General features: G+C 52.7%; 16 protein-coding genes and 2 pseudogenes. 8 read left to right on the forward strand and 10 right to left on the reverse strand.

Annotated features, from left to right (window positions below):
- Positions 1-74: 74 nt before the first annotated feature.
- The 3 genes and pseudogenes from satP to WH277_RS18065 all read right to left on the reverse strand — a co-directional run bounded on the left by satP (position 75) and on the right by WH277_RS18065 (position 3286).
- Complete coding sequence (gene satP / locus WH277_RS18055) at positions 75-641, reverse strand: acetate uptake transporter (protein WP_339506158.1); 567 nt, start codon at positions 639-641, stop codon at positions 75-77.
- 194 nt (positions 642-835) lie between these two features.
- Positions 836-2032 (reverse strand): MFS transporter, encoded by a 1197-nt coding sequence (locus WH277_RS18060; protein ID WP_339506160.1) that lies wholly within the window; start codon positions 2030-2032, stop codon positions 836-838.
- A gap of 205 nt (positions 2033-2237) precedes the next feature.
- Positions 2238-3286 (reverse strand): annotated as a pseudogene (locus WH277_RS18065) (metallophosphoesterase).
- Between the two features lie 148 nt (positions 3287-3434).
- Between WH277_RS18065 and WH277_RS18070 the strand changes: the two are divergent.
- Both WH277_RS18070 and WH277_RS18075 read left to right on the forward strand, forming a co-directional pair.
- Positions 3435-3968 (forward strand): GrpB family protein, encoded by a 534-nt coding sequence (locus tag WH277_RS18070; protein WP_159338140.1) that lies wholly within the window; start codon positions 3435-3437, stop codon positions 3966-3968.
- Positions 3969-4583: 615 nt separating this feature from the next.
- A complete protein-coding gene (locus WH277_RS18075) occupies positions 4584-5852 on the forward strand; it encodes a methyl-accepting chemotaxis protein (RefSeq protein ID WP_339506161.1) in 1269 nt (422 codons plus the stop codon).
- Between the two features lie 168 nt (positions 5853-6020).
- On the opposite strand, the gene WH277_RS18080 is transcribed toward WH277_RS18075, so the two are convergent.
- From WH277_RS18080 to WH277_RS18105, 5 genes and pseudogenes are all read right to left on the reverse strand, one after another.
- Positions 6021-6449, reverse strand: a complete 429-nt coding sequence (locus WH277_RS18080) for a hypothetical protein (protein WP_339506163.1) — start codon at positions 6447-6449, stop codon at positions 6021-6023.
- A 65-nt stretch (positions 6450-6514) separates the two neighbouring features.
- Positions 6515-7796 (reverse strand): annotated as a pseudogene (locus tag WH277_RS18085) (M24 family metallopeptidase).
- Between the two features lie 23 nt (positions 7797-7819).
- Entirely contained in the window at positions 7820-8755 is a 936-nt protein-coding gene (locus WH277_RS18095; protein ID WP_339506166.1) for a nucleoside recognition domain-containing protein, read from the reverse strand.
- A 99-nt stretch (positions 8756-8854) separates the two neighbouring features.
- Positions 8855-9892: a hypothetical protein gene (locus WH277_RS18100; protein WP_339506167.1), complete on the reverse strand. Its 1038-nt coding sequence runs from the start codon at positions 9890-9892 to the stop codon at positions 8855-8857.
- Positions 9893-9967: 75 nt separating this feature from the next.
- A complete protein-coding gene (locus WH277_RS18105) occupies positions 9968-10234 on the reverse strand; it encodes a hypothetical protein (protein WP_339506168.1) in 267 nt (88 codons plus the stop codon).
- Between the two features lie 225 nt (positions 10235-10459).
- Between WH277_RS18105 and WH277_RS18110 the strand changes: the two genes are divergently transcribed.
- Positions 10460-11785: a glycoside hydrolase family 10 protein gene (locus WH277_RS18110; protein ID WP_339506410.1), complete on the forward strand. Its 1326-nt coding sequence runs from the start codon at positions 10460-10462 to the stop codon at positions 11783-11785.
- Between the two features lie 238 nt (positions 11786-12023).
- Complete coding sequence (locus WH277_RS18115) at positions 12024-12383, forward strand: cupin domain-containing protein (RefSeq protein WP_133846566.1); 360 nt, start codon at positions 12024-12026, stop codon at positions 12381-12383.
- Positions 12384-12453: 70 nt separating this feature from the next.
- Here the strand turns inward: WH277_RS18115 and WH277_RS18120 are convergent, their stop codons facing one another.
- Positions 12454-12798 carry a GNAT family N-acetyltransferase gene (locus WH277_RS18120; protein ID WP_339506169.1) on the reverse strand — a complete coding sequence of 115 codons (345 nt, stop codon included), beginning with the start codon at positions 12796-12798 and terminating at the stop codon, positions 12454-12456.
- Between the two features lie 293 nt (positions 12799-13091).
- Here WH277_RS18120 and WH277_RS18125 point away from each other — a divergent pair, with 293 nt between their 5' ends.
- From WH277_RS18125 to glgX, 3 genes are all read left to right on the forward strand, one after another.
- Positions 13092-14792, forward strand: a complete 1701-nt coding sequence (locus tag WH277_RS18125) for a malto-oligosyltrehalose trehalohydrolase (RefSeq protein WP_339506171.1) — start codon at positions 13092-13094, stop codon at positions 14790-14792.
- Entirely contained in the window at positions 14752-17286 is a 2535-nt protein-coding gene (gene treY / locus WH277_RS18130; protein ID WP_339506173.1) for a malto-oligosyltrehalose synthase, read from the forward strand. Before WH277_RS18125 ends, treY begins: the two co-directional genes overlap by 41 nt.
- Before the next feature lie 63 nt (positions 17287-17349).
- On the forward strand, positions 17350-19425 hold the full coding sequence (gene glgX / locus WH277_RS18135; RefSeq protein WP_339506175.1) for a glycogen debranching protein GlgX: 2076 nt from the start codon (positions 17350-17352) through the stop codon (positions 19423-19425).
- Positions 19426-19460: 35 nt separating this feature from the next.
- Here glgX and WH277_RS18140 read toward each other — a convergent pair whose 3' ends face one another.
- Complete coding sequence (locus WH277_RS18140; RefSeq protein ID WP_339506177.1) at positions 19461-19670, reverse strand: glycine zipper 2TM domain-containing protein; 210 nt, start codon at positions 19668-19670, stop codon at positions 19461-19463.
- A gap of 426 nt (positions 19671-20096) precedes the next feature.
- Here WH277_RS18140 and WH277_RS18145 point away from each other — a divergent pair, with 426 nt between their 5' ends.
- Positions 20097-21854 (forward strand): glucose PTS transporter subunit IIA, encoded by a 1758-nt coding sequence (locus WH277_RS18145; RefSeq protein WP_339506179.1) that lies wholly within the window; start codon positions 20097-20099, stop codon positions 21852-21854.
- The last annotated feature ends 879 nt before the right edge of the window (positions 21855-22733 follow it).

A 22733-nucleotide genomic window follows, 5' to 3' on the forward strand; every position in this document is an offset into this window, starting at 1 on the left:
AATGTGATAGAGAATAAGTACGTGGCTAACAAAGGGGCTGAGTGGCCACGTTGCCGATGGCCACTTAAAGTAAGTTAGTGTTTTTCACCCACAGGCAGGATGCTGCGACCGAATTGCTCATTCAGCACTTCAGCCATCGCCAGATAAAACGCGCTGCCTCCGCAGACAACACCAATCCAGCCAGCAACGTGAATGATCGCCGGGTTATCCACCAGATGGCCAATCGCCAGCAGGGCGAACAGCACGGTCAGGCTGAAGAACACACATTGAAGTGCGCGGTTGCCTGCCAGGGTGCCGAAGAACATGAATAACGTAAACACGCCCCACACACCCAGATACGCCCCGAGGAAATGCCCGTTTACTGCCTCTGTCAGACCCATTTTCGGCATCAGTAAAATCGCGACCAGCGTCAGCCAGAAGCAACCGTAAGAGGTAAATGCGGTTAAACCGAAGGTGTTCCCTTTTTTATATTCCAGCAGACCCGCGAATATTTGCGCGATGCCGCCATAAAAGATGCCCATTGCCAGGATAATAACATCCATTTGGAAAAACCCTATATTATGCAGGTTCAGCAAAATGGTGGTCATGCCAAAACCCATCAGGCCTAGCGGAGCCGGATTAGCTAACTTAACGGTGCCCATAAATCCCCAGAAATATTGATTAAGATGTTGAAAGGGTTCAACCCTCGCCAGCACTCCCTGGCAGGGCGCGAGATCATAATCAGAGCACATCAAAGCTTCTTTGATCTAAAGAGGGTGAAACTCACTATTTATATTCTTATATGCTGCTGGGTATCTCAGCCAGTGAAATAGGTGCGTATAAAATAGATTGAGACTCAGGCTATCGTTCTTTTCATCGCCAACCGATGCCCATGGCGGAAGAACAGCAACCCGGCTGCGGAGAAGCCTATCAGGGCAATAAACATGACCGGTGGAGGGGTATAGCTGAGTAAGAATCCACACAGTACGGGGTTAACGGCACCGCCGATATTGCTCAGGTTCTGTACACCGTAGTAACTGCCTTTCATATTATCGGGCGCGATGAAATCGATGAACATATATTCCACGGGGATTACAATCAGCTCGCCGAAACTGAAAATCACCATCGCTATCATCCACAGCAGTATCGAAGGCCCCGCGAGCATAAAGCCGGCCAGACCGAGGATAAAGAATAACGTGCCGAAAAATAACCATCTCAGCAGGTTGTCCTGTTTCATGCGGCTGCTCATCACGTACTGAAAGGCAATAACAATTACCGCGTTGGTGATCATAATGGCGCCAATCACTTTATAGGCGTAAGCGGCATCCGCGATAATAATCAGGTACTGCGACAGATATCCGGTGAACTGCCCAAAAACAATCGCACCGAAGGTGCTGCCCAGAGTGAAATAGATCAGGCAGCGATCACGCATCAAGATGGATAAAGTCTGGCGTAAGTCGGGTTTTTCCAGTGGTTTCAGCTCAACATCGTTACGCGCAGGGCTGTTGGGGATATTGCGTAATCCCACCATCAGCGCAATAACCGTGACCAGCGCCAGAGTGCCCGAAATCATAAACGGTAGCGTTGGGTCAAACCCCGCCAGCCAGACACCTAATGAAGAGCCAACGGCCCAGCCCACATTGATCAGCGTGTAGTTCATCGAGAATGCTTTGACACGTTTCTCGACGGGAAGCCACGCGGCAATGCAGGCTTTGATGGTGATGCTCAGTAGCGCATAGGATGCGTTGAGCAGGGCGATTACCACGACCACACTGCCGACCTCTGGCAGTAGCGGCAGCAAGAAAAAACTGAGGGCGAACAGACTGATAGAGAAACCAATCAACAAGCGGTGGCTGAATTTATCGACCAGGTAGCCACCGTAGAGACTGCTGAAAATACCGATAGCAAGGCTTGCCCCCATAATGATGCCGACACTTTTGGGCAGCAGATTATAGTGCTCGGTGAGGTAAATAGTCAGAAAGGGCAGCGTGACAATTGTCAGCACCAGTGAGCCAGCAAGCAGGGCAAGAATAATTGGCGGCATTCCTTTCATTTATTACATTCATCCATCAATTTATTAACAACCAGACCCGTTACTCTACTCTGTTATCAGGCATTTTTTGTATCGTAAAACCATAATGTTTCAAGGTGTTAACTGGAGAAAAAACTATAGAAATATCTTATTCCAGTGGGGAATACTGCGCTGACGTCAGGCGTTCCCGCTCTCCCTTTTTCAGGGCGTGAGCGGGGTGCCGGTATTACTTCTTACGCGTCAAGGTGATACGGGTCAGTTCCGATGGGCGACCGACCCTCACCGCCATACCGGGCCAAAGGCCGGTACCGTTATTCACGTACAGCTGCATGCCATCCACATCATAACGGCCTGAAACAAAACCATTATTGGGTTTGGCAAACAGCCGATCGAATCCCCAGATTAAGCCACCGTGCGTATGGCCTGAAAGCTGGATATCGACGCCCTGTGTGGCATTTTCACGCGCATTTTTGGGCTGATGATCGAGTAACACAATCGGTGCGTTTTCCGGTGCGCCTGCTAATGCTTGGGTGAGATCAGGACCATCAGCACCTCGTGCGGTGGCTGACGCATCGGTCAGGCCGGCGATCACCAGTTTTGCCTCTCCGCGGGCGATCACCTTGTGGCGGTTGAGCAGGGGATCTAACCCTAAGGAAGCCAGATGCTCCGTCCACGCCTGTTGTTCGAAGAAGTATTCGTGGTTGCCGGTGATGGCCAGTACGCCATCCGGGGCATGCAAACCGCGCAGCGGTTCGACATCGTTACGGCGGTTTTCCAGGGTGCCATCAATAACATCACCGGTGATGACGATCAGGTCCACATTCAGCGACATTGCCTGTTTCACCATGGACGCCGTCCAGCTGGCATTGAAAAGCCGGGTGATGTGCAAATCGGTGAGCTGGAGCAGTTGATAACCTTCAAATGCCTGCGGCAAATTGGCGACCTCAAGAGTGACATCTTTCAGCGCGGGAACGCGGGTGGCCTGTTGAACGCCGTACGTAGCCAGACTGAAATCAGTGCGACCACATCAATCACCAACTGCGTGAGCGCGAGGAACAGCACCGCACTGAACGCCCAGTTGAAGAGAATAATCACCATGCGCGGCATTTCAGGCGCAAAAATGCTGCCAGAGGTGAACCGGCTAACCAGCAGATACTGAGAAGCCAGCAGCACCAGCAGCGATAACAGGATTTTTAGAGCAATGGGCATGGAAAGCGGGATAAGAAAACGGGCGATAACATACCAACTCGGTATGCTGAAGATAAGGTGAAACATGTCAATATTCCCTTAAAAAGTGGTGCACGATAATGCAAAGATGAAATGAAAAGCATCTGTCACTGAACAATCTGAAAAGTTGTAGCATAGATCCCGTATTAATCTAAGTGCTAAGGTCATTACACAGAGCAAAAGGAGGAGGGTACTCATGCGGACCGTGACTGTGACCGCTTACGACAAGCGGTGGCCCGATCTATTCGAGGCAGAAAGCGCGCTATTACTGGCCACCCTGGGCAATATTATTTTCCGCATTCACCACATTGGCAGCACGTCAGTACCCGAGCTGGCAGCAAAACCCGTCATAGACATATTGTTAGAGGTGAATGGGCTGACAGAACTGGATAACGCCAATGCTGCAATGAAGCTCAATGGCTACACAGCCCGTGGTGAAAATGGCATCCCCAATCGTCGATATTTCACTAAAGGTGGCGATCAACGCAGTCATCAGGTTCATGCTTTTGCTGTAGGCGACAGCCAAATCATAAAGCATCTGGCGTTCCGGGATTATCTGATCAACAACAAGGACGCAGCAGAAGAGTATGCCGAAATAAAACGTGCTGCGGTGCTGGCAAGTGGCAACGATGTTCATCGTTACAGTGCTTTCAAGACGGCGTTTATTGAACACCATCTTCGGTTGGCACTTACTGGCGCTGAGTGTTCAGCCAGTCACACCAAGCCTTAGCTGTGAGTTTCATCAGTGGAGAGAGAGCTTCAGACGGCATCAGTGAACAGTAGAGGATAAACCGCGGATAAACATCAGATTCAACGTACCGCTACGTTGGTGCGCATAATGTATATTATGTTAAATTGAATATCAGGAGGCACTCCCGCTGGTTGCAACCGGCTCGCCTTCTTTTCCTGACTGAATCTACATCTACTCTTCTCTCAGTGCCAACGGTACACCAATGTGGCGCTACGTGAAAAGTTGGGGATAACTCCCCTTCTCTTTTCGTAGAATTCGCGTAGCGACGCCAACTCTGCAATGCCGTGCAATTATTTTCATTTTTCCCTGAACCTTTCCACGCATTTGCCGATACCCGTTAAGGACACCAGTTACGTGCCCGTCACCATACTTGTTAGAACACCAGGAATGCACAGACAATCATCCCGGCAAGCACCCTTTGGGTGTAAAGAGATACCATCTTTCGTGACTGACTGATGACCAAGTGTCCCGCCTGGAAAAACATTCAGCCCACTATGGGCTTGCCGAGAAGAATTCAGTTGCGATGGCGATGTCCACAAACCGGCCTGCGCGTATCTGGTTCATCGAGATGTTGATAACTTCCTGAGGTGTTCTATGTTTGGTATGAAAAAATCGAGTTTTTCACTGCCCTCGTCCAAAAGTAACGGCATCACCCGGGACATCAATGCAATAAAACAGCATGTGGCATGGATTGAGTTTTCGCCTGATGGAGAGATTCTCAACGCCAATCAACAATTTCTCGATGTCACTGGTTACTCACTGAGTGAGATTCAGGGAAAACATCACCGGATTTTTTGCAAACCGGATTACTGCCGTTCAGCAAGCTACAGTGCCTTTTGGCAGACTCTCGCAACAGGCGAATCGGTAACGGGTATCTTTGAACGTTTCAGCAAACAGCATCAGCGCTTTTATCTCAGCGCCACCTATTTCCCTGTTACCGATGATAACGGCATTGTTTATAAAGTGATTAAGGTCGCCTCCGATATCACCGCCCGCCATCATGAGTTAGAGCAAAAAGAAGCAGTGATCACTGCGCTGGACCTATCCATGGCGGTGATCGAATTCACGCCTGACGGTCAGATTCTTACGGCTAATAGCAACTTTCTTACCCATATGGGCTTTAACTTGTCTGATATTGTGGGCCAGCATCATCGCATCTTTTGCTATGAAAGTTTTTATCGTGAAAACCCCGATTTCTGGAAAAAAATTGGCAAAGGTCAGCACTTTGTTGGGCGCTTTGAACGTAAAACGGCCAGCGGTGAGCGCATTTGGTTAGAAGCCAGTTACAATCCCGTCTATGACGCTGATGGCCATGTTTGTAAGGTGATTAAGATCGCATCTGATATCACAACCCGTGTCGAAGCCGCAAAACGGGTGGCCGATATCGCCGTTACCACCTCAGAAGAAACCTCGCAAATCACGCATAATGCCAATGAGGTGCTGGAAGAAACGGTGCGTAACTCCGGGCTGGTTGCTGTTCAGGTAAATGCCGCAACCGAGATTGGCGCAAAGCTCAATGCTTCGGCCAAAAGTATTACTGAAGTCGTTGATACAATTAACGTTATTGCCGCACAAACCAATATTCTGGCACTGAATGCCGCCATTGAGTCAGCGCGGGCTGGCGAAGCCGGACGCGGATTTAGTGTCGTCGCTGCGGAAGTCCGCCGACAGGCTGCATCGACCGCCAGCGCCACGCAAAAAATAACGTCCGTCGTAGAAGTGAATGTGTATCAACAGTTGGATGCGGTAAAACAATTCGTGGTCACCGAACAGGATAAAATCAGCGACCTCTCGCGGAGCCTGAAGGAAATTAATCGCGGCGTGCACCAGTTTGTCAGCGTCATCCATCGGCTGGATGTGTAATACACCCTGTTCAGTCGACGGGTTTAGATGGCGGAGAAAGAGCAATGATGAGCGAATACGGCAACAAGCTTATCTGGCCAGCAGCCCTGTGCTGCTGGCTTTGCACCACGTCCGGACCCGGCTGACATCAATGAAGAAGTGCCCCATCTCCCATGTTAAAATAGTATATTAATCGCATCTCTTAAGTTTAATCAGACCATTTTTCGTATGATCTTGCACAAAATCTGGACCATCAACCCAAACATATTTTTTCTTACTTTTATCAAAGAAACCGTACCATCTGAACAATCCTGAACTGCCCTTAATGGTCATTTCAGCCACCGATTTCGTTGTGCTGAAACTATCCCACGCAAGGTTCATTCCACCTGTACCAAGATCAAGCGGCTTATCAAAATACACAGCAACCTGATTAGCGGAGATCTCTTTTGAATGGATTGAAATGATAATTTGATTGTCATTCACAATAAACGGACTGGGGATCTTACTTAACTGAATTGAAAAACCCTCGTCATCACAGGTCGTTCCCCATGTGCTGAGATGAGACTGTGCATAAGACGTAAATGACAGAAAAAATAAAACAGCAATTGAAATTTTCATTAATACTCTTCAAGATACTTCAATAAAATGACGATGTTCTATGCGAAACAATAAATCCGGAGCAGTTAGCGCTCAACAAACAGTGACTGATTCTTTGCCAGATAGAAAGGCCTCAGATAAGCCACGGTATTGGACAATGGCAGTATTTCCTCACTCAGGTTGATGCCAATTTCCTCACGCAGATAACGCCGTCTCGTCTCAATACGATTCCATAACGCCGGATAGTGTTTGCTGATCTCTGCCTGAAGCGTGATATCCGCAAGTACCACGCACTCTTCCGCGCTAACGCCTGTGTAACCCGCGACCGAAGGGATGATATCAATCTGCATGATCATGCCGCTTTTCAGCGGTTCATCCGACCCCTCATAGACCGGGGAAGACATCCACTCTTCATCTGAAACGAGGTGACCCGGATTCAGGTGCCAGCCATAGCGTTCTTTCGGTAATACACGTTCCACCAACTGGTAAAGCTCGTCGCCGGTCATGCCACAGTGAATATTTTCCAGCCAGGCGACAACCGCAGCGAAATACGGTTTAGCCATACGCTGCAACCACTCTTCCTGCCCGGCAGGCAATTCACTCTCATCGGCAATGACAAAACCGGTTCTGCTGGACAATCCGCCTTTAAAGCCAGTGGTCAATGATAACGGATCACCCTTCTGCACTTTCTTATAGCTCGGGTAAATATTGGCTTTATCGAAGCGGCTACCAGTGGCGGCAATGGATACCACCGTGTTGTCCTGGCCTTCAGCGGCCAGCAGCGCGCCGAGATCAACTTCACGGACGCCAACCTCAATCGCATTGATGGCATCAAGAATACAGTTTGATGCGAGGTTAGCGCCGTATTCATAGTGAGCAATTTCGTTTGCATTACAGGTCGCACGCGCCCCCGACCGTTCCCGGCCGCCGGAGTGAACATCTTCCAGCCCACCAGCCCTACCTTACTTTTATTGTTAAGCCCGGCGTCGGTGAAGATACTTTCCAGCGGCGCTTCGTTATCCATTGGCTGATTTGGCAGAGAGAAGTACGGGCTGTGTGCCAGCGTGACCGGCACGCGTGAAAAGCGCGCAAGCTTCAGGTTTTCATTGCCCAGCACCAGCGTACATTTGCCACTGGTTTCCAGAATTAGCAGGCCTTCTTCAAAACGCGGAATAAATCCCGTCAGATAGGCGAAGTTAGCGCCATGCTCTTTGTCTGCGTATATCAATCGAAGCCTTCGTTCTTCATCCCATCCAGGATTTTTGCTTTTCGCGCCAGAATCGTGTCATCTGTCAGGAGAACAGGCTCAACCTGGGTAAATTTCACCGGGGCGACGGTCGCTCCTAACGTAATTTTTTTGGAAACCATAATGTACTCCCTCAGGTTATGTATTAATGGTTAAGCAGCAGATGGATCACAGTGCGCAGCAGGATACCCAGCAAAACACCGGGAATAACGTAACGAAACAGCCTGACAAAGCGACTGGCAATACCCAGAAAAATACCGATGCCAGGCAGATCAAAGGTCTGAATCATTAAGCCAGCAGAGGCGTTAATCTGCTGAGGTGTTATCAGCCCTTTCTGTATCAACTCCGTCATCACGCCGTAATATGCGGTGCCCCCTGCCAGCATTTTGGTCAGTGCCGGCATAACAAAGATCTCCGGGATATTGAACATGCCGAGCAGCGGGGCAAGCAGTGCGGTCAGCCCTTCAATAGCCCCTGCCGCTTTCAGTATGCCCACCACCGTCAGCGACAGGAGAAGCATGGGAACGGATCCCAACGCCAGGCGAATTGCGTCTGAACCGGCACCGTTAATGACGGCGATCAGCCCCTGAGGCGCATTACCCTCCAGTCTCTCTTTTTCCGCCAGCGGCAGGGAATCCGTCGACAGCCTGCGCCCGCTAAGGTGATAGGTGAACGCCGCCGCAGCCAGCCCCCCGACGATTGAAATGATCACGGCTTCGCCCCAGTGCAGGCCAAAAGGGATAAGGGGATAAAACACGTTCCCCTGGCCCATGGCAAAAAGCATCGCCAGGGCTGCCGCGAGGTGACGGTCGGAAGTGCCGCGTTTCTCCATAATCGCCAGCGCCGCCAGCGGTGCGGCGAAACTAACAAAGTTCAGCTGGATCAGCGAAAAAATAGCCAGTCCAGTGATGCCAAATGGCCTGAATATCGGCGTCATCACACGCACAATCGCGTCAAGCACGCCCTTCTGTTCCAGATATCTCATGATAATCAGCATGACTACCATCACCGGGATCAGGGTGTAAAGTGCAACATCAACAGAGGTTCGCCCTGCCGACATAATAATGCCAATGATATCCATTAACGGGTTCCACAAGGGTATAAGAAGAGCCGACTGCCCACTATTCGTTAGCAACGGGATAAGATATAAAATCCCGCTCTACTTCAACTCTTTCAAGTCTTACCAAAATTTATACCAGGGCCGTGGTTTTGCCATACTATCGGTGTGAAGTCTTTCAGGAGTTGGTGCAATGGTACCCCTGTTCGCAATTATCGTCTCACACAGCACACCGATGCATTCTGTCAATGCTGTTTCGAACTCCCTGGTGACATCTCCAAGACCTGTCCTTGCATGAATAAACTCATGGATCAGTACGCCGGAAAAAACATCAACGGATGTAAGGCACTTTCTGGATATAATCACGCAGCATGTTTGTGGTTCCCAACAACCCTGAGTTTCTACAGATGAGAAAATATCTGGCCGTAGTGTTTCTGATATTTTAATATCTAATACCCTTGCAGGAACCCCGCCAAAGATATCAATAATTTCATTCTTCAATGAGAAAATCTTTCGTTCGTAAGGCGTCAGATCTCTTTCTTCAATAAATTCAAACTGAAAACTGTCATTATAGCTCTGAACATAGTTCGTAATATCATTTATCGAGTTACCTTCTTCATCCACTTTATCGGCAAGTCTGAGGCGAAGGTTATCCGGTATTGTAATAATTTTGGTGCCATTTTTAATGGCATCATCAACCATGTTGGGATGTAAAATACTTTCTGTCGCAGTGATAAACACGACATTACCATTTTTATTTAGCAGTGTAACTGCATGCTCCTGAACGTCTATCCATGAAAGCTCATCATGCATAGTGCCAGAGCTAAATCCGGACATATCTTCAGCAAGGAGATCCGCAACATAGTTATTTGATGAGGATAATAGGATCTTCTTCACGGTATCCGTGTACGCACTTCTCCCAACATGGGTTCGTTCACGATTAATCGCTTTCTTCAATTGTGAATTGATATGAGTAATATTGTATGAAAAGAGAAAGTTCTCCTCCCGGGCAACGAGAACTCCGTTGATGAAGATTTTTCCAACACCAGATGAATTACTGATAGTCTGCCCATATCTGGTCGTATCTATGATGCTATCATTACTGAAAGTGAGAAACATATCCTTTGCTGCATGCACCTCATCATCAGAAATACCGGCCAAGGTTATGATTGTGCCTTCAAACGCGGTGTCATCATCTTCTTCTTCAATAACTGCATAATATTGAGATCAAACGCTTTAATTGACATACCTGATTCCTAATCCATCAATGGACGTGTACCTTCGGAAATATGAGAATTCTTTGAACGCTGCCAGCGTGTAATCCCGGCCGCGCTCAAGCCGCCCGTGCATGCCTTCACGCATCGGCAGATTGTCATCTGCAATGTTTTTCTTATGGCGCAGCCAGCGGTATTCACCGCCCGGGTGATTCTGCACCTGTCCCCATGTAGTGGTGTTCACCTTACGATAGAGCTTTTTAGGTTGATTCGAACGCTGGATCCGCACTTTCACCTCTGTTTGAAAAGACAGACTTTCATCAGTCGCCCCGCGGTCGCCAACTGTCGCAATTCGGGCATGATCAGAGCAGATGTAAGCATGCTAAAGGTTAGCCAGTGCGATATACGCTTCCCCGCCCCCTCATCCATTGACTTTACGGCCTGAAATAAGAGAATCTTCTTCTCACTCGACCACCAGAAAGAACCGGAGCATACCATCACCCGTTCTCGCCGTATTCCCGCCGTCATCGCCCTTAAAAGGTCGGCCGCACTGGCTATCGCCGCGCTGTTGCTGTTCAGTTGTTCTTCCGAACCGCCGAAATCGCTGGTCACCCCGCTCCCTCCGGTGGCAAAACAGCCGCTGCCAACCCGGCCTGAGCTGGCGAAGGAACCGATGCGTGGCGTCTGGCTGGCGACCGTTTCGCGCCTGGACTGGCCGCCGATCGCTTCGGTCAATGTCAGCAGTGCGGCGCTGCGTATCAGCCTGCAGCAAAAAGCGCTGACCGATAAGCTGGATAAACTGAAAAGTCTCGGCATCAATACCGTATTCTTCCAGGTAAAACCCGATGGTACGGCGCTATGGTCGTCAAAAATCCTGCCGTGGTCAGATATGCTGACCGGGAACATTGGCGAGGATCCGGGCTACGATCCGTTGCAGTTTATGCTCGACGAAGCGCATAAACGCGGCATGAAGGTGCATGCCTGGTTAAACCCTTATCGCGTATCGGTGAATACCCAATCCTCTACCGTTACCGAACTGAACCGCACGCTGTCGCAGCAACCTGCCAGCGTCTATGTACTGCATCGCGACTGGATCCGCACCTCGGGGGATCGTTTTGTGCTTGACCCCGGCATCCCGGAAGTGCGCGACTGGATCACCAGCATCGTCGCTGAAGTGGTGGCGCACTATCCTGTCGATGGCGTGCAGTTCGATGATTATTTCTATACGGAATCGCCGGGATCTGCCCTCAATGACAGCCAGACGTTCCGGCAATACGGTCAGGGATTTAGCAGTAAGGCAGACTGGCGGCGGCACAACACGCAGCAGCTGATCGAGCAGGTGTCGCGTACCATCAAACAGTTAAAACCGGATGTCGAATTCGGCGTCAGCCCGGCTGGCGTATGGCGCAATCTGTCACACGATCCGGCAGGCTCCGATACACGCGGCGCGGCAGCCTATGATGAGTCCTTCGCCGATACCCGCCGCTGGGTGCAACAAGGCCTGCTGGACTATATTGCCCCGCAGGTGTACTGGCCTTTCGCACGCCAGGCGGCACGCTACGATGTGCTGGCAAAATGGTGGGCGGAGGTGGTGAAACCCAACAGCACGCGCCTGTATATCGGCATCGCGCTGTATAAAGTCGGGGAACCGTCGAAGAATGAGCCAGACTGGACGGTGCAAGGCGGCGTGCCGGAGCTGAAAAAACAGCTCGATTTGAATGAGTCACTGCCGAATATTGATGGCACGATCCTGTTCAGAGAAAACTACCTCAATCAGCCACAGACTCAGGATGCGGTCAACTACCTGAAAAGCCGCTGGGGTAACGCCGCAGCCAAATAAGCTAACAGGATCAGCAGGGTAGCGCCCTGCCGATCCTGCTTTATCCCGATTGTCTCCCCGCAAAAGTTTCTACCAATCTCAGCCCGCTTTACACGCAAATCTGTTATTTGACGGCCGATAAATTCCGTAATCTGTTCAGTAAACCCCTTAATCTGGATAACGAACCGGGATAACACCCTTATGCGTTTTTTTAATCCTTGATAGCCGCCGTAATACCGTCACCTGAGGAATCATATTGATGAAAGTGCAGAAAATAGAACAGCCCGCCGCCATCGAATCGCTGGAGTCATGGGGAACCGTTGAAGGCCTGCCGGGCACCTCTGCCATCAAGCTCTCCGGCCTGCAAAAAGTGATTCCGGGGAAGGAAGATATTGATACCGGGATTTTTCAGTGTGGCGCGGGCAGCTATCGTCGCTCGGTTAAACAGGCTGAAATTATGCATTTCCTCGGTGGCTCCGGGTCATTTACACCCGACGGTGAAGAGACGTTAACCTTCAAAGCGGGTGATTCCTTCTTTTTCGAAGCCAACACCGAAGGCACCTGGGTGGTGGAAACCGAGATGCGTAAGCTGTATGTGATTTTTGATGCGGAAGTCTGAGTAATTCAGCCCTACCTGATCCCCTGTTTTGTCCTGCGGGGATCGGGTGTTAAACCCATAACCCCCCTTTTTACATCAACACCTTACGCAACCGATAATTGATAAAACTCTGGCCACGCACCGACACCTGCTGGGCTTCAACCAACTGGAAGCCGTGTCGGATAAAGAAGGGTTTCGCGGTAATGCTCGCCTCGGTATAGATAACCGGGATGTCCATCTTCACTACCGCCAGCTCCAGCCACTTTAGCAGCGCGGTTGCCACACCGCAGCGCTGATGCCGGGGATCGGTAAATAACATATCCAGATGTCCGTCATACTCCACGTTGCCAAACCCGGCGAGCTCCCCATTGCGGATCGCTAACCAGCACTGACTCTCTTTGAATCGTTTCTCCCAGGCCGTCCTGTCTACCTGCACCCAGGCGTCAATCTGTTACGGGTTGTAATCTTGTGAGGCTATCTGACGCACCGCGCCCTGAAACAGCGTAATAGCAGCATCAAGATCGCTGGCCTGGAATGCTCTGATAGTGATGCTCATCGGTTCTCCATCTTGCCTGGGGTTATCACTTGTCCCTACATCTTAGTCTATGATTGTTATGGCCTGACAGCTATCCCGATCCCGATAACACCTTTTCCGACTAACGCTCAGAGTAGCGGAGCGCCGTTGTGTTGCCAGCGATCCCCGAGCGCTGGATAAAACGAGGACAGTGAATGGAAACCCGATCATATTTAAAACATTGGGGCGCCGAGTATGTGGCCACCGATACCGTTCGTTTTCGCCTCTGGGCCACGGGCCAGAACAAGGTCAAACTCCGGCTCTCCGGTAAAGAAACGGACATGCAGCCCACGGGAAACGGCTGGTTTGAGCAGCTGGTCAGCGGCGTATTACCCGGTGCGGAGTATCAGTTTGTACTTGCCGATGGCATGACGGTGCCGGACCCCGCTTCCCGCGCGCAGCGTGATGATGTCGATGGCCCTTCGCTGGTGATCGACCCCACCGCTTACGTCTGGCAGAACACCCAGTGGTCAGGACGGCGCTGGGAAGAAACCGTGGTCTATGAGCTGCATATCGGCACCTTTACGCCGCAGGGCACATTCCAGGCGGCGGCAGAAAAACTCCCTTACCTGGCGGAGCTGGGCATCACGATGATCGAAGTGCTGCCGGTGGCGCAGTTTGGTGGCCGTCGTGGCTGGGGTTATGACGGCGTTCTGCTGTATGCGCCCCACGCCGCCTACGGCACACCGGATGATTTTAAAGCCTTTATCGATGCGGCGCACGGTTACGGCATCTCGGTGGTGCTGGATATCGTGCTGAATCATTTTGGTCCGCAGGGGAATTATCTGCCGCTGCTGTCCCCCGACTTCTTCCACCCGGAGCGGATGACGCCCTGGGGAGCGGGTATCGCCCATGATGTCGAGGCCGTGCGTCAGTATATTGCAGAAGCACCGCTTTACTGGTTGCGGGAGTTTAACCTCGATGGCCTGCGTTTCGATGCCATCGACCAGATTGAAGACACCACCGACCCCCATATCCTGATTGAGATTGCCCAACGCATCCGCGCTGAACTGCCTGAGCGGCCGATCCATCTGACGACCGAAGACTGCCGTAACGTGATTTTCCTGCATCCACGCGACGCTGACGGCAACGCCCCGCGTTTAACGGTGAATGGAATGAGGGCGCTGACGGAGGGCTTTGTCTATCAGGGTGAGGTTGCCGTTCAGTCTGGCGAAGCGCGCGGCGTCGACAGTCGCGGTCAGCCCCCTGCGGCGTTTTTTGATTTTTTACAGAATCATGATCAGGTGGGCAACCGCGCGCAAGGCGACAGGCTGATCACCCTGACCGGGGCCGACCGTAACAAAGTGCTGCTGGCCACACTGCTGCTCTCACCGCATATCCCGCTGCTGCTGATGGGCGAAGAGTATGGCGAGACCAACCCGTTCCTGTTCTTTACTGATTTTCATGGCGATCTGGCGCGGGCCGTACGCGAAGGGCGAGCCAGAGAGTTCGAAGGCCACGCGGGGCATGAAGGGGAAGTCGTCCCCGATCCGAACGCGGAAACCACCTTCACCCGTTCTAAGCTCGACTGGCATAAGCCTGACAGCGCAGAGGGCAAAGCCTGGCTGGCGCTGACCCGACAGCTGCTGACACTGCGTCAAAACGTTATCGTGCCGCTGCTGGGGACTGCGGGCGGTCATGCAGGCCAGGTGCTGAAGACCGCACCGGGGTTTGTGGCCGTCAGCTGGACCTTCCCCCGGGGCCAGTTGTCCATCGCCCTGAACATCGGTGCCACTACGCAGCCATGCCCGCCTGCCCGGCAAAAGGATCTCCACAGCACGCCATCGTGGTTCGTCTTCTGCCAGGAGAGGAAAAATGACCATTCCAACCGCCACATGGCGTATTCAGTTTCGTAACGGCATGACATTTGATCGCGCTGCCAGCCTCGTGCCCTACCTGAAACAGCTGGGGATCAGTCATCTCTATGCTTCCCCAATTTTTACGGCGACCGCCGGGTCAACTCACGGCTATGACGTCACGGATGCCAATGAGATCGACCCGTCGATTGGTGGCCGCACGGGCTTTGACCGTCTGGTCAGCGCGCTGAAAAATGCCGGGCTGGGACTGATCCTCGACATCGTGCCGAACCATATGGCGGCCTCGCTGGAAAATGCCTGGTGGCGCGATGTGGTTGAACACGGTGAGGCAAGCCGCTACGCGCGACATTTTGATATCGACTGGTCCCGCCGTTTGACGCTGCCGTTCCTGGGCGATGCCTTTGAGACGGCGCTGGATAACAATGAGATCACGGTGCAAGCCGATCCCGACAGCGGTAAACCCGCGCTGGCGTATTACGACACCTTCTACCCGCTGAAACCGGAAACCTGGCAGGAATGCGAAGCCGATGTACTGGCACTCACCGATCGGTCGGAGATTGCGGCACTCCACCAGCGTCAGCCTTGGCGGTTGATGTGCTGGCGTGATGCGGCCAATGAACTTTCCTACCGCCGTTTCTTTGAAATCACCGGACTGGTGGGAATGCGGGTTGAGGATCGCGGCGTGTTTGATGATACCCACCGTTTGATCCTCGAACTGGTCCATTCCGGTGCCGTTAACGGGCTGCGGGTTGACCATGTTGACGGGCTGGCAAACCCTCAGGCGTATCTGACGCGTCTGCGCCAGCAGGCAGGCCCGGACTGCTATATCACGGTAGAGAAAATCCTCGGCAAAGATGAACAGCTGCCGACTGACTGGCCGGTTTCTGGCACCACCGGGTATGAGTTTATGGCAGCGCTCTCCGATGCGCTGGTCGATGGCAGTAATATCAGTGCCCTGCGCAAAATCTACAATGATGTGCTGGATAAGCCGGTGAATATGGCCGCCGAACTGCGCGAAGCCAAGCGGCTGATGGTGGATAAGAATTTCGCCGGGGAGTTTACCACCCTGCTGACCCTTGCCCGTGAGATTGCCGCAGAAGAAAGTGCGCTATTGCCGGAGAACAATCTGCGCCAGGCGTTGCGTGAACTGTTGATTGCCTTCCCGGTATATCGCACTTACGGCACGGAAAACGGATTGCCTGCGGCCGATAGCGAATTATTGCAACAGGTAGCAGACCGCGTCAAAACCCGTACCGATGCCCCCGATCCGGCCGCACTTAATCTGATTCTGCGCATTCTCACGGGCGACATCCCGGCACACACGCGTCAACAGGCGACGACGTTCCGCATCCGTTTTCAGCAACTGACTGGCCCGCTGATGGCGAAATCGGTCGAAGATACCCTGTTCTTCCGCCAGCATATGTCGCTGGCGCTGAATGAGGTTGGCGCAGAACCGCTGCCGCGTGCCTTCTCGCTTGACCGCTTTCACGCAGAGATGAAAGTGCGTCTTGCACGCCAGCCGGATGCCCTTTCCGGCACCACCACGCACGATACCAAACGCGGCGAAGATGCCCGGGCACGGCTTTATACGCTCTCCGAGGCCCCGGCACACTGGGCGGCGTGCGTGGCGCGCTGGTGCGAGATGAACCGCAGCTGCGTGGTGACGCTTGACGATGGCCTGGCGCCAAAACCCTCTGTCGAGTGGATGCTCTACCAGGCGCTGGCCGGTGTCTGGCCTGCGACGCTTCAGCCCCGGGATCACGCCGGGCTGGCGGCGCTGGAAGAGCGTTTTCTCGCCTATGTGCAAAAAGCACTGCGCGAAGCGAAGCAGCATACCAACTGGACTGCCGTAAACGATGACTACGAGAATGCGGTGCTCGACTATGCGCGTCACCTGCTCTCACCGGCTAATACCGACTTTTTACATGATTTCTCCGCCTCGCTGCAACCGTTTATCCAGGCCGGGCTGGTGAACAGTCTTACCCAGACGGTGGTGAAACTGACTGCGCCAGGCGTACCGGATATTTACCAGGGCAGTGAAACGCTCGATTTCAGTCTGATCGATCCGGATAACCGCCGGGAGCCGGACTTTCCCGCACTGCAACAGATGCTGACGGCACACAAAACGCCGCTGGATAGCGATCCGGCGCACTGGCTGAGCGGCCAGCTCAACCAGCATGTGATCGCCAGCCTGCTACAGCTGCGTCAGGCCCGTCCGGCACTGTTTCGTCATGGCGATTATCTGCCGCTGAGTGCACAAGGCCCGGGCGAAGATCATCTGATCCTCTTCGCCCGGCTGGACAGTACCCATGCGCTGATGGTGATTGCCCCGCGTCTGGCGCTGAAGCTGCCGGATAACGCCGGAGAATCTGATCAGACGGCGCCTTCTGCCTCGACCACCATCGCGCTGACGGCACCGCTTTCCCACCGTCGCTACCGTAATATCCTCAGCGGAGAAGTGATGTTTGTGACCGATCAGATCACGCTGGCTGTCACAGACACGGGTTTGCCGCTGATACTCAGCAGTGAATAGCATCCAGAAAAGTGAATAACAGACGCTACCGCTTACCATTTGCCAAGGGATGAAAAGAACGCTATGTCGAACGCAACACCTTATGTCATCGAAGCCGGGTTAAGCCACCAGCTGGGGGCCAATTTTGATGGTGAAGGGGTGAATTTCGCCCTCTTCTCCGCGCACGCTGAGCGCGTTGAGCTGTGCCTCTATGACCCCAGCGGACAGCAGGAGATCGCCAGGCTGGAACTGCCGGAATACACCCATGAAGTGTGGCATGGCTATGTGCGGGGGCTCCAACCGGGTGCACTCTACGGCTACCGTGTTTATGGTCCCTATGAACCGGAGAACGGACATCGTTTTAACCCGCATAAGCTGCTGATCGACCCGTATGCCCGGGAACTGTCAGGGGATATTGAGTGGAATGAGGCGCACTTTGCTTACGATTTGTATGATGATGAGAAGGACCTGACCTTTGATACCCGGGACAGCGGCCCGTTTACCCCCAAATGCCGGGTCATCGATCCGGATGAATTCCTCTGGCATGATGAAAATCGCCCGGTGGTCCCCTGGTCAACCACCGTGATCTACGAAGCGCACGTCAAAGGCTTTACCCAGTTGAACAGTGCGGTACCTGAAGCGCTGCGCGGCACCTATGAAGGCATGGGCCATCCGGCCGTCGTGGATTACATCAAAAGCCTTGGCGTAACGTCAGTTGAATTGCTGCCAGTCCACTGGTTCCCGGACGATCAGCACCTGCTGGACAAAGGGCTGAAAAACTTCTGGGGCTATAATTCGCTCGCGTTCTTCTCTCCGGCTTCGCGCTATTTTGGCCCTAACGGCATTCAGGGTTTCCGCGATATGGTGCGCGCCTTCCACGAGGCCGGGATCGAGGTGATCCTCGACGTGGTGTACAACCACACGGCAGAAGGTAACGAACTCGGCCCGACGCTGTCCTTTAAAGGCATTGATAACTTCTCTTACTACCGCACCTTGCCAGATCAGCACCGTTATTACATCAACGACACCGGCACTGGCAATACGGTCAACACCTCTCATCCCCGGGTATTACAGATGGTGATGGATTCCCTGCGCTACTGGGCAGAATCGATGCATATCGACGGTTTTCGCTTCGATCTCGGCACTATTTTGGGCCGTGAACCGGGTGGCTTCGATCCCCGCGGCGGTTTCTTCGATGCCATTATGCAGGACCCGGTATTGTCCCGTCTGAAGCTGATTGGCGAGCCCTGGGATATTGGCCCGGGCGGCTATCAGGTTGGCGCTTTTCCACCCGGCTGGGCGGAATGGAACGATAAATACCGTGACACGGTGCGGGAATACTGGAAGGGAGACAATGTCTCAACCGAGTTCGCGGCTCGTCTGCTGGGCTCAGGCGACCTCTACGATCAGCGCGGGCGTCGTCCCTGGGAGAGCGTCAACTTCATCACCGCCCACGACGGTTTTACGTTGAATGACCTGGTGTCGTACAACGATAAACATAATGATGCCAACGGCGAGGACAATAACGATGGTCATAATGATAACCGCTCCTGGCATTACGGTGTGGAAGGACCAACGGAAGATGAAGGGATCAACGCGATACGCGAACGGCAGAAGCGTAACTTTCTCGCCACCCTGTTGTTCTCCCACGGGACACCGATGCTGCTGGCGGGTGATGAATTTGGTCGCAGTCAGCGCGGCAACAATAACGGCTACTGCCAGGACAACGACATCTCATGGATTAACTGGGACGATGTGCCGGAAAGCGGCGAAATGCTGCGTGAATTTACCCGTCAGCTGATTGCCCTACGCACCGCTCAGCCGCTGCTGCGCCGTGAAAGCTGGCGCGATAATATGGATATCAAGTGGTTTAATGCAGGCGGCGGTTTTCAGCAGCCGGAACAGTGGGATGAAGGTTCAACGCTCGGGGTCTATATTGGCCGGGCAGACCTGACGGAGAAGGAGGGCATCTGGCATGATGTGCTGATGTTGTTTAACCCGTTTGAGGGCAATGTGCCCTTCCTGATCCCGCAGTTTGGCGAAGGTGGCTGGGTACTGGAACTCTGCACATCGGACAGAGCCAAACCCGGCCAGGTGATCACCAAAGAGAAAAATGTCGAGCTGGAAGGTCGCAGCATTGCCCTGTATCGCAGGCCTTAGCTGTACGCTTTCTTACCGGGTTAGCGCAGGTCAGCTTAACGGCTGACCTGATGCCCAATCACACCACCGATGGCTGCACCGCCCAGTGTTCCCCAGGTGCTGCCTCCGGTCAGGACCGCACCACCCACCGCACCCACGCCTGCACCAATAGCGGTGTTTCTGCCGCGATGAGACATGCCACAGGCCGTTACTGAAAGAGTCACCAGCAAAACAATGACGATAGTACCGCTGCGTTTTAACAACATAAAAACCTCATTACCATTACGCATAATGGAAGGCAAAAAGTTAACGTTTTATTGTTCTTTTCCATCCCCTGGAAGAACAGCTGCTCCAATGCTGCGAATATAGGCCTTGTTGTTGACCTCGGGCAGGTAAAAATTCTTATAAAATGGCACTATTTTTTGCCGCCCCTGACACCCCGGCAGCCCCTGCTACAAGCGACCTGTACGCGATTTAACCTCTGGATTCGTGATGATGCATAAGCCCCCCTTCAGCGTTTCCGCCGTGGTTTAGCTCTCACATCCACTGCCCTGTAGCCCGAAATGAAACCCTGTGAAACAGCTCACGCTCTGATATGAAACCGGTTGCAGAAATCGGTTTCACTGATAGCATCAAATCAGTTTCACCCTCTGTTACATAACCAGCTACCCATAATAAAAAGGTCTGACAATATGGCAGTTATCAGGGATTACAATAAGTTAAATGAAACGCCGGACGGCGCTAAGGCGAAAGTCCTGATCGGCACCCACGTGGCCGATGTGTTCAATGCCCTCTCGTCTTTGATTGGCGAGCAGCACGCCGGCGGCACCGTTAAACAGAAAACGCGCGTGCTGGATGCCGTCATCGGCACCATGTCGGCGGTGTTCGCGCCCATCGTTTATATTCTTGCTGCTGCCGGTATTCTTCAGGGGATCTTAATTGTCGTCGGCCTGATTGATGCGGATATTAAAACCTCCGGCACCTTTGCCATCTTCAACTTTATGTCGTGGACACCGTTTGCCTTCCTGCCGGTGTTTATTGCGATTACCGCGGCCAGACACTTCAAATGTAATCCGTTTATCGCCGTGCTCTGCTGTTGCGCCCTGATTAACCCGGAATGGACATCCATGGCAGGCCGGATTGCCGGGGGCGAAACCATCAGTTTCCTGTTTATCCCGCTGGCCAAAACCGTGTATACCTCATCGGTATTACCGCCGCTGTTCCTTGTCTGGGCGCTCTCCTGGCTTGAAAAACGCGTTGAGAAAATCCTGCCGGAGGTGATCAGCGCCCTGTTCACACCGCTGATCTGCTTCGTGGTGATTGTGCCCCTGACGCTGATTGTGATTGGCCCGATCACCACCTGGGCGGCGATGGGCATTGCCAGTGGTTATAACGCCCTGTTTGCTTTTGCCCCTGCCGTTGCGGCTGCCGTTATTGGCGGTGTCTGGCAGATTATTGTGATCTTCGGCGTTCACTGGGGCATTACGCCGGTGATAATGGCGAACTTCGATACACAGGGTTATGACTCCTTCCAGGCCTACCAGACGATTGCGGTGATCGGTCAGATGGCCGCCGTGTTCGGTGTGTTCCTGAAAACGCGTAACCGGGCGCTGAAAGCGACCTCCTTATCAGCCGGTGTCACTGCGATTTTCGGTATCACCGAACCAGCTATCTACGGTGTGACGCTGCGTTTCAAAAAACCGTTTATCTGCGGCTGTATTGGTGGCGCCATTGGTGCCGTCGTGGCCAGTATGTTTGGCTCACTCTACTACGCGTATGCCGCCTTGCCGGGTCTGTTTACCCTCGTCAATGCCATCAGCCCCGATGCCCCGATGTCGTTTATTGGTGAACTGGCGGGCAGCGCCACGGCCATTATCCTGACGATTGTCATGGTTCAGTTTGTCGGCTTTGAAGATCCGATTGATGAAGAAATCCTGAGTGAAAAAAGTCAGCAGGCTCCTGCTGCGACTGCAACTACCGCTACTGCGGCTCCGGCACAGAGCCTGGCGCTGTTCAGCCCGCTGTCGGGTACGGCCATCGCGCTGGAAAGTGTTAACGATGAAACGTTTGCCGGAAAAATGCTGGGTGACGGCATTGCCATCAGCCCGAGTGAAGGCCAGGTGGTGGCACCATGTGATGCCGTGGTGGCCACGTTGATTGATTCTCATCATGCTATCGGGCTTCTCTGTGATAACGGTGCCGAGCTACTGATCCACGTGGGCCTGAACACCGTTAACCTGCAGGGCAAGCACTTCCACCCGCTGGTGAAAGAAGGTGACAGGGTCAAGGCCGGGACGCCGCTGCTAACATTTGATAAGGCCGAAATCGAAGCGGCGGGTTACGACCTCACTACCCCGGTGCTGGTGGTTAACAGCGACGACTATCAGCTGGATAAACATCAGTCACAGGGCGTTATTAAGCCACTGACACCGTTGATGACCCTCTCCTGATGACATAAAACCCCCGGCGTGCCGCGCAATGGCACGCCGGGGTTTCAACCTCATCTTCCACCGCTGATTGCCAACACCCCGGGTATTCTGCTGGGGCTGATTACTTTTAGTACCGGGTTGTAATGTTTTTATGTCTGCGATATCTCCAGTCTTTAGTCGCTGGCTATTTAGTGTAAGGTCCGGGGCCAGTTTGAGCACGCCGGATCGGCAAAACACGCATCCCTGCGGGCCTCGGCACGCGACGTCCTGTCGCGTGACGTCCGGCTTACCTCAAACTGGCCCCATCCCCTCAGAAAATGTACTTGCGGTGGGTTCTTATATCCCGAGATATTGAGACAAGATGTTTACAATTTTCATTCGTCCTCCCAAGCGTTATCCAGATAAAGAAACGACTTTCTCTTCCCAAAATTATTTTTATCTTGAAAAGTGACGCCACCAAGACCACTGGAGTGCAACCCCCAGGTCCCATAGGACCCATCTTTGAAAGTCACAGTACCTGATGCTACACAAGGAGAATAATGTTCATGAAGCCACTCGCCGATATAATCAGCTTCTTCAGCCTTAGCAAAGTAATTAATTAACTGTGTAGAAAGCATTTAGACTGAATTAGACCAACATGCCAGGTCATTTTGAATAATGAAGCCGTTTGATAAACCTTGCCATCCTTGTCGATCAAAAAATGTTTTATACTCCTTTATAAATGTACTAAATAATCGCGTTAGCTTTAATGTCATAACCCATCGCTACCACACCCAGTTTATTTCCTTCTGCACTCTGTGGATCGGCAAAATCCGCCTCCCTGCGGGCCTCGACTTCCGGCATTCATGCCGCGTGACGTCCGGTTTACCTCAAGCTGGGCCGCTCCGCGCATAACTTGTG

Source organism: Erwinia sp. MYb416, assembly GCF_037479575.1.
Lineage (GTDB): Bacteria > Pseudomonadota > Gammaproteobacteria > Enterobacterales > Enterobacteriaceae > Erwinia > Erwinia rhapontici.

Coding starts and splice junctions, on each gene's coding strand:
- satP (WP_339506158.1), bottom strand. CDS start 641: ATGGGCACCGTTAAGTTAGCTAATCCGGCTCCGCTAGGCCTGATGGGT.
- WH277_RS18060 (WP_339506160.1), bottom strand. CDS start 2,032: ATGAAAGGAATGCCGCCAATTATTCTTGCCCTGCTTGCTGGCTCACTG.
- WH277_RS18070 (WP_159338140.1), top strand. CDS start 3,435: ATGCGGACCGTGACTGTGACCGCTTACGACAAGCGGTGGCCCGATCTA.
- WH277_RS18075 (WP_339506161.1), top strand. CDS start 4,584: ATGTTTGGTATGAAAAAATCGAGTTTTTCACTGCCCTCGTCCAAAAGT.
- WH277_RS18080 (WP_339506163.1), bottom strand. CDS start 6,449: ATGAAAATTTCAATTGCTGTTTTATTTTTTCTGTCATTTACGTCTTAT.
- WH277_RS18095 (WP_339506166.1), bottom strand. CDS start 8,755: ATGGATATCATTGGCATTATTATGTCGGCAGGGCGAACCTCTGTTGAT.
- WH277_RS18115 (WP_133846566.1), top strand. CDS start 12,024: ATGAAAGTGCAGAAAATAGAACAGCCCGCCGCCATCGAATCGCTGGAG.
- WH277_RS18125 (WP_339506171.1), top strand. CDS start 13,092: ATGGAAACCCGATCATATTTAAAACATTGGGGCGCCGAGTATGTGGCC.
- treY (WP_339506173.1), top strand. CDS start 14,752: ATGACCATTCCAACCGCCACATGGCGTATTCAGTTTCGTAACGGCATG.
- glgX (WP_339506175.1), top strand. CDS start 17,350: ATGTCGAACGCAACACCTTATGTCATCGAAGCCGGGTTAAGCCACCAG.
- WH277_RS18140 (WP_339506177.1), bottom strand. CDS start 19,670: ATGTTGTTAAAACGCAGCGGTACTATCGTCATTGTTTTGCTGGTGACT.
- WH277_RS18145 (WP_339506179.1), top strand. CDS start 20,097: ATGGCAGTTATCAGGGATTACAATAAGTTAAATGAAACGCCGGACGGC.